The sequence below is a fragment of the Accumulibacter sp. genome, assembly GCF_029255285.1.
Lineage (GTDB): Bacteria > Pseudomonadota > Gammaproteobacteria > Burkholderiales > Rhodocyclaceae > Accumulibacter.
Map to the genome: position 1 here is coordinate 1 of NZ_JAPUVI010000099.1, position 13356 is coordinate 13356.

17 protein-coding genes, 1 tRNA gene and 1 pseudogene are annotated in these 13356 nt (G+C 62.8%); 17 read left to right on the forward strand and 2 right to left on the reverse strand.

What is annotated here, in order from left to right; genetic code table 11:
* Positions 1–2485 (reverse strand): annotated as a pseudogene (locus Q1M07_RS14560) (hypothetical protein); the annotation flags it as partial.
* Positions 2486–2526: 41 nt separating this feature from the next.
* Positions 2527–3567: a tRNA preQ1(34) S-adenosylmethionine ribosyltransferase-isomerase QueA gene (gene queA / locus Q1M07_RS14565; protein WP_288129997.1), complete on the reverse strand. Its 1041-nt coding sequence runs from the start codon at positions 3565–3567 to the stop codon at positions 2527–2529.
* A gap of 127 nt (positions 3568–3694) precedes the next feature.
* Between queA and Q1M07_RS14570 the strand changes: the two genes are divergently transcribed.
* The 17 genes from Q1M07_RS14570 to Q1M07_RS14650 form a co-directional block, all read left to right on the forward strand.
* Positions 3695–3781: transfer RNA gene (locus tag Q1M07_RS14570), tRNA-Leu, on the forward strand.
* A gap of 185 nt (positions 3782–3966) precedes the next feature.
* Positions 3967–5178 carry an integrase arm-type DNA-binding domain-containing protein gene (locus tag Q1M07_RS14575; protein WP_288129996.1) on the forward strand — a complete coding sequence of 404 codons (1212 nt, stop codon included), beginning with the start codon at positions 3967–3969 and terminating at the stop codon, positions 5176–5178.
* A 109-nt stretch (positions 5179–5287) separates the two neighbouring features.
* Positions 5288–5956: a hypothetical protein gene (locus Q1M07_RS14580; RefSeq protein WP_288129995.1), complete on the forward strand. Its 669-nt coding sequence runs from the start codon at positions 5288–5290 to the stop codon at positions 5954–5956.
* A gap of 121 nt (positions 5957–6077) precedes the next feature.
* Positions 6078–6293, forward strand: a complete 216-nt coding sequence (locus Q1M07_RS14585; RefSeq protein ID WP_288129993.1) for an AlpA family transcriptional regulator — start codon at positions 6078–6080, stop codon at positions 6291–6293.
* A 278-nt stretch (positions 6294–6571) separates the two neighbouring features.
* Positions 6572–6847 (forward strand): hypothetical protein, encoded by a 276-nt coding sequence (locus Q1M07_RS14590; protein ID WP_288129991.1) that lies wholly within the window; start codon positions 6572–6574, stop codon positions 6845–6847.
* A complete protein-coding gene (locus Q1M07_RS14595; RefSeq protein ID WP_288129989.1) occupies positions 6840–7106 on the forward strand; it encodes a DUF3077 domain-containing protein in 267 nt (88 codons plus the stop codon). Before Q1M07_RS14590 ends, Q1M07_RS14595 begins: the two co-directional genes overlap by 8 nt.
* Positions 7103–7309 carry a hypothetical protein gene (locus Q1M07_RS14600; protein ID WP_288129987.1) on the forward strand — a complete coding sequence of 69 codons (207 nt, stop codon included), beginning with the start codon at positions 7103–7105 and terminating at the stop codon, positions 7307–7309. The genes Q1M07_RS14595 and Q1M07_RS14600 overlap by 4 nt, the downstream gene beginning before the upstream one ends.
* On the forward strand, positions 7306–7632 hold the full coding sequence (locus tag Q1M07_RS14605; protein WP_288129986.1) for a hypothetical protein: 327 nt from the start codon (positions 7306–7308) through the stop codon (positions 7630–7632). The genes Q1M07_RS14600 and Q1M07_RS14605 overlap by 4 nt, the downstream gene beginning before the upstream one ends.
* Positions 7629–8456: a hypothetical protein gene (locus Q1M07_RS14610; RefSeq protein WP_288129985.1), complete on the forward strand. Its 828-nt coding sequence runs from the start codon at positions 7629–7631 to the stop codon at positions 8454–8456. The genes Q1M07_RS14605 and Q1M07_RS14610 overlap by 4 nt, the downstream gene beginning before the upstream one ends.
* Positions 8449–9699, forward strand: a complete 1251-nt coding sequence (locus Q1M07_RS14615; RefSeq protein WP_288129984.1) for an AAA family ATPase — start codon at positions 8449–8451, stop codon at positions 9697–9699. Before Q1M07_RS14610 ends, Q1M07_RS14615 begins: the two co-directional genes overlap by 8 nt.
* Before the next feature lie 364 nt (positions 9700–10063).
* Positions 10064–10588 carry a terminase small subunit gene (locus Q1M07_RS14620; RefSeq protein WP_288129982.1) on the forward strand — a complete coding sequence of 175 codons (525 nt, stop codon included), beginning with the start codon at positions 10064–10066 and terminating at the stop codon, positions 10586–10588.
* 16 nt (positions 10589–10604) lie between these two features.
* Positions 10605–10955: a hypothetical protein gene (locus tag Q1M07_RS14625; protein WP_300454644.1), complete on the forward strand. Its 351-nt coding sequence runs from the start codon at positions 10605–10607 to the stop codon at positions 10953–10955.
* 26 nt (positions 10956–10981) lie between these two features.
* Positions 10982–11485, forward strand: a complete 504-nt coding sequence (locus tag Q1M07_RS14630; RefSeq protein WP_288129978.1) for a hypothetical protein — start codon at positions 10982–10984, stop codon at positions 11483–11485.
* Positions 11482–11739 (forward strand): hypothetical protein, encoded by a 258-nt coding sequence (locus tag Q1M07_RS14635; protein WP_288129977.1) that lies wholly within the window; start codon positions 11482–11484, stop codon positions 11737–11739. Before Q1M07_RS14630 ends, Q1M07_RS14635 begins: the two co-directional genes overlap by 4 nt.
* Positions 11740–12074: 335 nt before the next feature.
* Positions 12075–12269 carry a hypothetical protein gene (locus Q1M07_RS14640; RefSeq protein WP_288129976.1) on the forward strand — a complete coding sequence of 65 codons (195 nt, stop codon included), beginning with the start codon at positions 12075–12077 and terminating at the stop codon, positions 12267–12269.
* A 550-nt stretch (positions 12270–12819) separates the two neighbouring features.
* Positions 12820–13014, forward strand: coding sequence for a hypothetical protein (locus Q1M07_RS14645; protein WP_288129975.1), 195 nt, complete (start codon positions 12820–12822; stop codon positions 13012–13014).
* A 136-nt stretch (positions 13015–13150) separates the two neighbouring features.
* On the forward strand, positions 13151–13356 hold a 206-nt coding region (locus tag Q1M07_RS14650; RefSeq protein ID WP_300454645.1), incomplete at its 3' end, for a hypothetical protein.

The window sequence follows — 13356 nt, forward strand, 5'->3', positions numbered from 1 at the left end:
ACCAGTCGTGCTCGCGGCTGACGCTGACGCCGAGCTGCCGCGTATCGACGCTGACGACGCGAACGGCCTTGCCCTTGGGCCATTCAACCGCGGCAATCGCGGCCAATGTCGGCAGCGTTTCGACCGCCCCGAGTGCCTGCTCGGGGTCTTCGATCAGCCACTCGCTGATGCCGTCGCTGCCGTCGAGGAAGGGCAGGGCGTCGAGTACCGCTTCGAGATGCTGGCGCTCGCTCTGGAGGTCGCGTTCGGTGCCGACGCTTTCGCCTCCGAGCACGCTCATCAGGCGAAGCCGGCCGCTGCCCGCCGGCAGTCGCGGGCCGTCGGGGCCCAGCGGTGTCACCACCAGGCGCAGCGCCAGGTACTCGCCGACCGGCGAGAGTTCGGCACGCAGGCGTGAATCACTGGCGACCTGCCGGGAGGCCTGTGCCGAGTCGGCGTGTACCTGGAAACGTCCGGACAGCGCACGCAAGGTCTTTTCGACTTCTGCCTGCGCTCCCGGCGCATTGGCGGGAATGGCAACACGCCTCGAGACGAGCTGCGCGGCCTGCTGCTGCGCCGCCGAAAAACGCACCAGCCGGAGACGCTGCGGGCCGTCCTGGACGAGCGTGAGCAGGCGCAGCGCTTCGTTCTCGCGACGCATGTCAGCGTCCTCGACATAGAGGTACGTGCTTTCGACGACGGGTCGCAACGGTGGCTCGATGCGCATCACGAAGTGTTCGCCCTGACGGACCAGTTCCAGCTCCGGCTGCGATTCGCTGAGTTCGACGAACTGCTCCGGCGCGTTCTCCAGGACGATGCACGGATGACCCACCAGGGCGACGATCGCCGTTGGCAGATCGATGCGATAGCGGTTGCTGTAACCGCGCTCGGGGCGCAGCGCGCGCGCCACCTTGGCATCCCACGCCGGCAGATGTTCGTTGCCGAAGATTTTCACGAGGCTCAGCGCGCGTGGTCGGCCCCAGCCGCGCTGACCGCGCTTCTGTTCGAGCGGTTTGATGCCGAGCAACTGACCCTCCTTGCCGATCTCGATGGCCCAGAGCAGGCGTGTCGTTTCACTGCCGGCGTCGGCAGCAGTCTGCTCGCCGCCGAGCGATTGCAGGGCGTCGAGAATCGCGCGCCATTGCTCGCCAGCAGCGGCAACAAAATAGCCGGTTGGTGGATCGCGTCCGGAAAGTAGCTCTTCGGCGCCACGCAGCATGCGGCTCGGCAATTTCAGATGACAGTTCAGCAGCTTTCGCCGCAGGGCCATGATCGTCTCATGCCAGCCGCTGGCCGTATGCTGTGCATTCTGCGTACCTGGCGCAGCGATCGTCTCGCTACCCAGCCAGGCCGAGAGCAGAATGGCCCACAACGAATCCAGTCCCCAGCGATGTTCCTGGTCGCGGACTGGCTGGAAAGCGGCATGGATGATCGGCGTCTTGCCGAGACGAACGTCGATGGCATGGACCCAGCGCCCCCATACGGTGAATGGACTCGGGTCGCGCTGGCCGGCTTCGCCAATGCAGAACTTGCGCGCCAGTTCCAGATGCTTCGGGGTCGACTGGGCGAGCAATGCGAGTGGATAGAGCCAGCTGATACTCTCGGGCAGCAGGTGTTTGTTGCCACCGATTTCGCCCTTGCGCTGCTTCAGCGCTGCCTCGAAGGCGGCCTGTCCGGCTGCCCACTGGCTATCGACGACCAGGGCTGCGGCCCGGATAGCGGCAGCGAAGCCGTTGTCAAGCCCCTGCAGCGCTTGCTGCAACAGGTCGGCGTCACTGCGTTGCAACGCCAGCTCAGCAAGCGCCGGACGCAGATCACTGGACACTTGGTCGGGGTGCCGTCTGATCTGGTCAAGGGCCCACTCCGCGATCGGGTTGAAATCCGGCGCCCAGTTCAAGCATATCGATGCCACGCCCCGGCAGGCGAGCCGCGAGCGTTCGACCGGATCGATGTACTCGAAACTGGGGCCATCGAAGCCGAGCAGGAGGGCCTGAGTGAGGATGACGTTCCAGTCCATCGAACGTGCGACCAGTTGCCTGATCGCCGATAGCTCTTCGCTCGCTGTGCCGGAAAAGAACTTGGCTCGCACATAGGCAATGGTCGTCGGAAGACTGCTGCTGGGCCAGTAGTAGCTGGATCGTGTGGGGTCGAAACGATCGAGTTCGGCGACCAGCCCCGGTAGGCACTTCCCTGGACGGGTCTCGAGCAACTGCCGGTAGAGCGGCGCACGCAAAGCGTCCACGAGTTGGAAGGCGGTGGGGCGTGCCGCTGCGACGAGCAGTTTCTTGTCCTTGAGTTCCTCGACCGCGCTCTTCACATCGTTGAAGGTGAACGCTCTTCCGGTACTGGTGGTCAGACCACTCAAGCCGAGCAGGCGGTGTACGTCGGTCTGTGTACGGGCGGTCCACAACAGTGCACAGGCCAGTGCCACCTTGTGCGTGTCGGGAGTCAGTCCGTGCTTGTCGAGTTGCTCGATGGCGGAGTTGTTCAAGGAGTTCTTGAGCATGGCAGCGGTTTCAGAAGAGTAGGGCGAGCCTGTGGATTGAATCAGTCGCGGTGCAGCAGCATGGCGTCACCATAACTGAAGAAGCGGTAGCGCCGATTGATCGCGTGCCGATACGCGCCGCGGATGGCGTCCAGGCCGGCGAAAGCCGAAACGAGCATCAGCAGTGTCGATTTCGGGAGGTGAAAGTTGGTGATCAGCCGGTCGACGACGCGAAAGCGGTAGCCTGGAGTGATGAAGATGTCGGTTTCTGCCGCGCCGGCGTGCAGTTCGCCGTGCTGCGCAGCCGCTTCGAGCGCACGCAGGCTGGTCGTCCCGACGGCGATGACCTGGCCGCCGCGGGCACGCGTGCGGGCAATCGCGGCGACCGTCGCCGGCGGAATCTCGAAACATTCGGCGTGCATGCGGTGATCGGTGATGCGCTGTACTCGCACCGGCTGAAAGGTGCCGGCACCGACGTGCAGCGTCAGCCAGGCCATCTCGGCACCGCGCTGTGCGAGTTCGGTCAATAGCGCCTCGTCGAAGTGCAGGCCGGCAGTGGGCGCAGCGACGGCGCCGGGGTGGCGGGCGAAAACCGTCTGATAGCGCGCTTCGTCGGCAGCGCTGGCCGCGTGCGTGATGTAGGGCGGCAAGGGCAAGCGGCCGTGGCGATCGAGCAGGCTCCAGAGATCACTTTCGCCGGCCGGTTCCAGCAATTCCAGGTCGAAGAACTCCTGCTGTTCACCGCTACGCCCGCGTACGCTCAGCAGGATGGCGTTTTCGAGGAGGATGCGGCTGCCGGCCTTCGGCGCTTTGCTGGCGCGGATTTTTGCCACGGCATGGCGAGCATCGACGATGCGCTCGATCAGAACCTCGACCTGGCCGCCGCTTTCCTTCTGCCCAAAGAGGCGCGCGCGGAGCACGCGCGTATCGTTGAACACCAGCAGATCGCCGGCATCGACGATTTCCGGAAGCTCGCTGAAGCGGCGGTCGTGGATGGTGCCGTCGGCCAGTTGCAACAGACGACTGGCGGTACGTTCTGCGGTCGGGTGCTGGGCGATCAGTTCGCCGGGAAGATCGAAGTCGAAATCGTCGAGCGTCAGCATGCGTGGGGTCTGCAGAGGGTTGTCGAGCGAGCGCCAGCGCGGAACGAATGTTGTCGAGTCTGCTTGTTCCTTGCCGGAGAATCAGCGATAATCAGGGCCTCTTCCGGCTCGCGAGTTGCGAGCCAAAGCCGAGATGGCGGAATCGGTAGACGCAGCGGACTCAAAATCCGCCGGTGGAAACATCGTGGGGGTTCGATTCCCCCTCTCGGCACCATCAGGTAGTCCGCAGCAGTCCGAAGAACCCGCCCAAGTGCGGGTTTTTTATTGTCTTTTCGTCCATTGATGATTAGCATTGTCCAATACCATCCGCCACAAAACTAGGGTAACTTTCGGGGTAAGTGCCGGTTCGCCTGGGGTAACTCTTGGGGCCGGTATCGAACTCGGACGCAGGAGCCTAGCATGACCCTTACCGACCTGGCTATACGCCAAGCCAAGCCCATCGAGAAGCCCGTCAAGCTGTACGACGAGCGCGGGCTGTTTCTCATCGTAACACCCTCTGGCGGAAGGTGGTGGCGCTTCCGGTACGCCTTTGCCGGCAAGGAAAATCTGCTGTCGTTCGGCGTCTTTCCGGACGTGAGCCTCAAGGAAGCGCGGGCGAGGCGCGAGGCGGCGCGCAAACTGCTTGCCCAAGGGATCGATCCCGGCGCAGAACGGCGAGCCAGCAAGGCAGCCGTTCTGGCCTTGGCACAGAACTGCTTCGAGCGAATCTGCCGGGAGTGGCTCGAACAGCGCAAGGGAACGGTCGAACCGGCGCAGCATGTCAAGACCATGGCCAGGCTGGAAAACGATGTTTTTCCCTGGCTGGGTGCAAAGCCGATTACGGAAATCACTGCCCCGGACGTGCTCAATGTGCTGCGGCGCATCGATCAACGTGGAGCACGCTACACGGCGCACCGGGTGCGCAGTGAGATCAGCCAGGCCTTCCGGTACGCGATCGCTACAGGCCGCGCCGACCGCGACCCCTGCCCGGATCTGAAGGGGGCGATTCCCGCGGCGAAGGAAACCCACTTCGCGGCCGCCACGACGCCGAAGGCCGCGGCTGAACTGCTGCGCGCCATCGATGGCTTCGAGGGTACGTTCGTCGTGCAATGCGCCTTGCGGCTCGCGCCACTGCTGTTCGTTCGCCCTGGCGAGTTGCGGCAAGCGGAATGGTCCGGCGTCGACTTGGACCAAGCCCAATGGCGCTATCTGATCACCAAGACGCGGACCGAGCACCTGGTACCACTGGCCCCGCAAGCGGTGGCGATCCTGCGCGAGCTGCACCCGCTGACCGGCGGCCGGCGCTACGTCTTTCCCGGCCGAGATCCCAACAAGGCCATGAGCGCGGCAGCGATCAACGCCGCGTTGCGGCGAATGGGGTACGACACCAAGACCGAAATCACCGGGCACGGCTTCCGGGCGATGGCACGAACGATCCTGCATGAAGAGCTGCGAATCGACCCCGCGGTGATTGAACATCAGCTTGGTCACGCCGTGCCGGATGCCTTGGGCGGCGCGTACAACCGGACCAAGTTCCTTGACGCGCGGCGCGCCATGATGAACCAGTGGGCGGATTACCTCGAAGGGATCAAGGCCGGCGCCGAAGTGGTCGCCATCCCGACGGCGGCCTGACCGGATACACTGCGCACTGCCGCGCCTAGATCGGCCAATCGAAAACCGGGACCCTTCACCCGGCTGGCGCGGCACCCCAAACGAAGGAGCGCACAGAAGGAGCGCGCCTATGCTATTGACGATCGAACTCGCCGCCCAACGGGCCGCGAAGATGCTTCAAAAGCCCGGGAATACCGGATCAATTGCCGATGGGTTAAACATCATTCGCGCCAGAAATGAAGCGATACTGCGTCCTGATCCAGACGCGCCAGTCGTGCCCGGCTCATTTGGCGCGCTGTTGAGAAAAATCTCCGAAAAGAAGGAAATAGAGCCGGTCGAGAATGCGCTGTTGGCATGCGTGAGAAACGGGAGGCTTCGCCTGCGAGAGAGTCTGATGGGGATGTATGTCCACATCGACGCTGAGGAGTATGTTGCTGACTACCGCTCCGGTAGCTTGTCGTTTGACAACCATTGTCTGGTTGTTCTGCTCTCCGACGCAATAGACGCTCTCCGAAGCACGGGGATGCTGTTGCAAGATGAACTGCCGGAATCGCAAAAACCGAAGCCAGGCGCAACCCAGAACCCGACAACCTATACTCCGGCGCAACGACTCCAAGAGCAAGAGATACTGCGGGTTATCGCTGAACTCGGCTACTCGGCATGCGAGCTTCCACCACAATCTGCGGGGATGCCGGGCGTAAAAGCCAAGGTACGGCAGAATCTTAAGTTTTCACGTGCCGTTTTTGACAAGGCATGGAATCGACTCCGGAGGGACAAGGCCATTCGAGAACAGGATTGACCACCCTATACCGACACCCTGTGCTAAGTTGGTAGATGGGGGATACTTGCGGTGGAGTAGGGTAGAGCGTTTCAAATGCAGGGCATGTTCATCGTCCAGTAACGGACAGAGAAAGGCAAACATGTCTAGCACGCTCCCCGAAACCGGCTTCGTTCGCCTGAAGCAGATCCTCGGCGACCCCAATTCAAAACCGCCCGTTCCCCCGCTGATCCCCGTCAAGAAAAGCTGCTGGTGGGCTGGCGTCAAGGCCGGGCGCTTCCCCCAGCCGGTCAAACTTGGTCCTCGCGTCACCGCCTGGCGAGTCGAAGACATTCGCGCGCTGATTGCGTCGGTATGAGGGACAAACGACACTTGACAGGTTTCGGCCGGGCGGCGCATGATTCGCCTGTCGCTGCGCATCAGCGATGCGAGATTGGCGTCTCGGAATTAGTAGGCGGACAGCCGCCGAAGTGCGGTATTTTTTTGTCCGTTGCATGGCTCCCAGTTTTGGGCAGCCGTGCGGGGCATCTTCGGATGCGCCGGTGCCTACTATCGGTACGCCAACCCGCACGGCCTGCCCTCCTCGATTGGCGTCGGGGAAGGCGGAAAACGTCACCGCTTAGTAGGAGTCTCACCATGCCCAAGATCCCCGGCGCCCGCCTGCGCCAATCCCCCTACGCCGCAAAACTCGCCCGCCTTGAGCCAGAAGGCGCTACTGCCCTGGCCCAGATCGCCCTCGTGCTGCTCGACGCGATCAACGCCAGCAAGCTGGTCGCCACAGACGCCGGCACGCGCGCGCTGCTGGAATCGCTCTATCCCGTGCAGAATGCCCTGTACGGCGCTTCCGACGGTCTGCCGGAGGCCATGTCCGGGTTTTTCTCGACGGCGAAGAAAGGGGCGAATCATGGCTGAGAACCCTTCACCGATGACGTTCTTCTCTGCTGCGGGCAGACCTTCCGCTGTATTTACGGTCGCTGAGGGCTTGTCGACCGAATCCATGCTTGAGCACGCTGCCGCATTCCTGGCTGCGGCTGTCGACCTGGGTGTGGACGGCGCCGGCATGAGCGATAGCGGCCGCTGGGCGATCGTCTATCTGTCTGAAATGGCAAAAGCGCTTGTCGTCTCTGCGCTGGAAACGCGCAGAGAAACGATGGAAGGCGGTGCACAATGAACCCGCTCCGCAGGCTGGACCAACCCGGACCGGATACCCGGCAAGCGGTTCGGGATGTGCTCTTTTTTCTGGTGGATGCCTTCGAGGCGATTGCTACGGCCGACACCATCCCCAGCGAAAGCGCTGCCCGAGGAGTGGCCCACATCCTGAGTGTGTGCGCCGATGCGCTGCACGAGAGCGCCGATGAGGGAGGTAACTCATGAGCCGCCTTCATCGGATAGCCAGCGTGCCAGCGGGCAAGACCATTGCCGACCTCCTGCCCGCGTTGCGCGGCGTGACGACGGAAGTTCCCATGGGCACGCCGGCGACCGAATGCGCGTCGTGCCGAAAACCCTTCAATGCCGTTCGCAAGCGGAGAAAGAGCATTCGCCTGTATCCCATGGCCCTCTGCCAGGTTATTCCACTGGCATTTCAGTATGGCCTTTGCGGGGCTTGCTTCGCGAGATACCAGCGGGGTGGCGACGACCGCGAGGCCGTCCTGGCCGCAGTCGATTCCTACTCTGACAGCGAGGAGGCCACGCAATGAGTTCATCCGAATTCCTGGCTGCACTACAGGCGGCTGGCCTGGGGACGCTCCGACTGGAGGTGGTCGCGGACAGTCGGCTGCATCGGTTCCGCGTGGAGGCCGACAAAGCCGGCAACCTGAATGGGTGGTACGTGGCCGATTTCACAGAGCCGGCGCATGCGGTCTTCGGTTCCTGGCGCACTGGCCAGACCTACGTCTGGCGTCCTGCGCGGCAGGACAGACTCACCGACGCAGAACGCGAAGTGCTGGCGAAGCGCCGAGCTGCCGCGCGGGTGGCACGGGACGCCGAGCAGGCGCGGGTGCATGCCGATGCTCGGGAACGAGCCGCGCGGCTCTGGCTGCGTGCGAAACCGGCCTTTGGATCACATCCCTACCTGGTGCAAAAAGGCGTCGGCGCGTTCGGCATTCGGGACTTGCGTGGACAGTTGGTCATCCCAGCGAGAGATACCGAGGGCACGCTGCATACGCTGCAATTCGTCGCAGCGGACGGGCGGAAGACCTTCCTGACCGGCGGGCGCAAACGCGCGTGCTATCACGCGATTGGCATTCCTCGCGGGGTGCTTTGCCTTTGTGAGGGTTATGCGACCGGCGCCACAGTTTTCGCGGCCACCGGACACGCGACCGCGGTTGCATTCGATTGCCACAACCTGGAACCCGTCGCGAGGGCGCTACGGGCCAAGTTTCCCGGCCTGGCGATGTGCGTCGCGGCAGACGACGACGCGCAGACGCCGGGCAATCCGGGCGTGACGGCCGCACGGCGCGCGGCGCTGGCCGTTGGCGCGGCGCTGGCTGTTCCTTCTTTCGATCGGATGGCCCATGACTGATCGAAGCGATTTCAACGACCTGGCACGGGTGGCCGGCGCGGGCGCTGTGGCTTCACAAATTGCCGAGGCCATAGCAACCCACCATGCGGACGGGCCGAAGCCAACCAAGCGCAAGGGCGCGAGCCGTGGGCCAGCTTCCAGCCTGTATGTGCCGGGGGATACCGAGGAGTACCTGGGAAGCCGCCTCATCTTGCAACGTGCATCCGACATTGCGCCGCAACCGATTCAATGGCTATGGCCACAGAAGATTGCGCTGGGGAAACTGACGCTCATTGCTGGTGATCCTGGTTTGGGCAAGAGCATGTTGACGGCCAGTCTCGCCGCGCATGTATCCACCGGGCGCGGATGGCCTGCAGGAGGAGGTGCTTGTCCGACGGGCGATACCTTATTCGTCTCGGCAGAGGACGACCCCGCCGACACCATCCGGCCGCGCCTGGATGCGGCGGGCGCAGACCCGCTCCGGGTGTACATCGTTGCCGGGGTAAAATCGATCGACACCAAAGGCAATCCCGAGCGTCGCCTGTTGAGCTTGAAAAGCGATCTGGCCGCGATCGTTGAGGCGGTGCGGTCGCTTTCCAGTTGCCGTTTGATCGTGATTGATCCCGTGAGCGCCTACATGGACGGGGCGGACAGTCACAACAACGCCGAAGTTCGCGGGCTGCTGGCGCCCCTTTCAGAGCTGGCGCGAGACATCGGCGCAGCGATCGTGGCCGTAACCCACTTGAACAAAGGCGCCGGCGGTTCGGCGCTTTACCGGGCGACCGGCAGCCTAGCCTTCGTTGCGGCGGCGCGCGCTGCGTTTCTGGTCACGCGAGACAAGGGCGACCCGGACCGGCGGCTGTTTCTTCCCCTCAAGAACAATCTGGCCAGCGATGCAAATGGAATGGCTTATGCCATCCGCGAAACCGAGGGCGTGCCATTCGTCGCCTGGGAGGATGCGGCCGTTTCGATTTCTGCCGACGAGGCGCTGGGGCGTCCCGAGGAAGCCGACCACGAAACTACCCTGGCTGACGCGGCAGAAGAATGGCTAGGCGAAGTCCTGGCCTGTGGGCCCGTGAAATCGGATGACGTCAAGCGCCACGCCAAGGATGCCGGTTACTCGTGGGCCACCATCCGCCGTGCTCAAGCCGCGATCGGCATCAAGCCAAAGCGCACCGGCGGTACGGCGTCAGGCGGGGAATGGGTATGGTCTTTGCCGGCAGGGAAGGAACCCGACCAAATGCCGCTGATGCCAAATGAATAAGCTGTCTAAGATGCTCACTGATTGCCTAAGGTGCTCACCTAAGATGCTCATTGAGCAACTTAGCTACACACTACTACTAGCAAGGGTTGTAGCTAAGTTGCTCAAGCTGCTCATGGGTGTGAGCACCTTAGATTTTCGGCGGCTAAGGTGCTCAAGTTGCTCACACCCTTACCCACGTTGAGCAACTTAGCGGAAACCCGCATGAATACTGGCTTCCGCCTAAGTTGCTCAATGAGCATCTTAGGTGAGCACCTTAGCCGGCGATTGACAGTTGGGCGGGTCCTTCCGCCAACCATCCAACCACGAGTCCGAAACGTCGCGGTTTGTCGCTAGATGAGAATCATTTGCAAAGGAGTTTTACATCATGCCATTGACTCAAACTGAGATCGGTGAGCACTTGGCCATGTCTCAGGCGGCAGCGGGAGACATGCTTCGACGCCTGGGAATCGATTGGAATGAATCGACCCTCGATGACATTCGAGTGGCGTACATCCGGCATCTTCGAGAAATCGCTGCCGGGCGTGCCGGCAGTGGCGATCTGGACCTGGCCAGCGAACGGGCGATGCTGGCGCGTTCTCAGCGTGAGCGGATCGACCTGGCCAACGCCGTCACTCGCCGGGAACTGGCGCCGGTCATTCTCATCGAGCAAGTGCTGGCCCGAGCCGGCAGCAAGGTGGCCGGCATCCTCGACGGCATCCCCGGCATGATCAAGCGCCGGGTGGCCAGACTCACCGCCGCCGAAATTTCCCTGATCGCCGCCGAAATCGCCCGAGCCCGCAACATCGCGGCTGCCCTCCGCTTGGAAGACATCATCGAGGCCGCCCCGGCCGGCTGCGACCGAGCGGCCGACGACGAGGCGACCGATGGCCAGTCGGAACTTGTTGGCTAGACCGAGAATGGCTGCCGTGACCGACTACCGCGCAGTGGATCTGCTGACCGCCGTCCTGCGAAACGTGAAAGCGGTGCTCTTGCAAAATGGCGGGCGAGCAACCGACTCCGACTTGATCGAAATCGAGCGGCGATTTCGCCAAGAGTATGCCGGTTGCCGTGCCTATGTCGGTGCCAAGCGGGCAACCCGCGATCTATACGAAGCCATCTGGCGCGATGTCCAGACCGGCATGGCTCGTGCGGAAGTTGCACGAAGGAACAACTGCTCAACGAGGACAGTGCGCCGGGCGTTGGCCACTCCCGGCCTTAAAATGGCCGGCGAGGCATGGCAAAGTACGGATTCTCACCCCTTCAGAGATCCAAAATGAGTCAAGACCACAGCATTTTTTCCCGAGTGAAAGACGCGATTTCCGGATTGAAACTAGACCTTGCCACCGTCGAAAAATCCATTGCCGACGAACAGGCCGCGCTGGATCGCCTGCGCAAGGCGCCCGTGCCTCTGGATGACATTCGGAAGTTGCTTTCCAGCGTGGTGGCCAGCCGCGCCACCAAAGGCCGCGCCCTGCTGGCAGAAAGCCTGCGCTACCTGCAGAATCACCCGCAAGAAGTGGCTGGGGATCTGCGTCACGTCGAGCCTCGCGTATCGATTTTGACGGCTTGCCGTCCAGATCAGGCCGCGACGCCGCAAAGCGTGGAGGTCGCGGTTTGCGCACTGTTGGAACACGAGATCCTGGCGGGTGTGCAGCACTTCCTCGATCAAGTCGAATGGCCGGAGTCCGGGCCGCCGATTGCGGACCGCCCGAAGCTGATCGCCGAAGCGGAGCGCCGCCTATCCAAAGCCACCGAGGCGCGCGAAGAGTTGCGCCGGTCTGCCGCTGCCGCTGGAGTCTTGCTATGAAATTGTCCCAAGCAATCCGCCTGGCTTTAACTGCCACCGAGCTGCGCCTGGACGGCAAACCAATTCCCGAAGCGCATGCTGACGAGATCCAGGCGGCTGACGAACTCATCGCGCTGACGAGAGGCGCCGACGTGCTTGCCGCGATCGCCAGCCTGCGGCGATCTGGCCTGAACTTGACGGTCGACCTGCGGCCGACCTGGCGCGACACCGGCGAAAAAGCCCCGGCGATTCAACCCTTCCGGAGTATTCGCTGATGACGCTTCCTCCCGAAATCGAGGCCGCCTTTTGCCGAGCTGAAGCGCGAGGGCTGATCCGGTACGCCGCCACTCCAGTGCAAAGCCCTGGGCCCGCCGCACCGCCCAAAACGCCATCTGCGCCCCCGGCCAGCGGCAGAGAGGCAACCCAATCAGAAATCGAAAGCGCCTTTTGCCGGGCAGAAGCGCGCGGGTTGATCCGTGGCCGCGTTTCGTCGCCGCGCACGGAAATGGCGTGCCGGCCTTCGCGCGTGCCCGCCGGAGATCGCCAGCCTTCCGCGCCGCTGGATCGGACCGCAATTTCAGCGCCGGCCGGGCCAGGGCTTCGGCCGTTCATGGCCGCTGTCCGCGCACTGGTGCAGCAGCGCGGCTTGCCCGCGCAAGACGCCGCGCTGACGATTGCTTCGATGCATCGCTGTGGCGCCGAGGCCGACGCGCTGCTGCAGACCGCAAAATCCTGGTGCCGCACGCACGGCGGATCGCTCGCCGAAGCGTATCGGGAAGTTCTCAGCGGGCCGCATCCAGGCTGACCACAATTTTCGTAGAGGCCTGACGCGCGAGAGAGCCGCACCCATAGCGCGCCGGGAATGTTTTGGGATCATGGGATGGCACCGGGCCGCAGTCGCGGCGATAGGAATCCGGCCGCGCTTATTTCCTTGGAGCGTTTCACTTCCTTTTCTCCCCCCTTGCCAGGGGGCGATACGACGCCGACCTGGCACCACGCCCGGATACGGTGAGCCGACGCCCCCGAAATCGCTTCGCTGCTGCCGTTGGATAGCTGCACCGCACAATGCCAGTAGCAACCATAAGCATGAAACGATCCACGCCAAGCATAGACTGACGTTCAGCCAGTATGTACTGAGTCTGGCGTGAAAAATGCTTGCACTGCTCTGCGCTGCACTGCGCAATGCCTTTGGCAATCTTCCCGATGATGCGTTGGCGGGTTTCGGTGGCGCGAGTAGGCGAGGGTACGGCCGGACGATGGATCGTTCGCTGTGGCGCGATTCTGCACGCCAGCGGGCGACGAACTAAGCTAGACTGAATTCTGGGAACGTCCCAAGCCAAGACTAGGAGAACAACATGCCCGCACTGTACCTGTATAGTCTCGAAGACCGCGCCCACGTAGCCACCGTCACCGGCGCCGACCATGCAACCGTCGAGGCGAAGGCGGACGAAATCTACGGCAGCAACGACTACGGATGGACCTACAGTCCGGCATTCGGCGCGGATGGCGGACTGACGGAAAACGGCGATGCGGAAGAGATCTGCTTGTAAGCATATGCGCGGATCGGTCGCTGTGGCGCGACTCTGCAAGCCTGTGGGTGCTGAACCGCCCGGCTACCGTGAACCGGGCAACGACCCCAAAAAGTGGGGTAACTTTCGGGGTAACTATGAAATGCAAATCGGGTAAATGGCCTGTTTGCAATGGGTTAAGCGTATTATTCGATTCCCCCTCTCGGCACCATCCAGAACAGCACATGCGCGCAAAGTATTGAAGTATAACACGCTGCGGGTAGGCGGGCGCTTCCCGCCCGATCCGTCGATTCATCGTGCTGGTTTGAACCAGTCGAGTTTCTGCTGCAGGCGCACCACGGTTCCGACGATGATCAGCGCCGG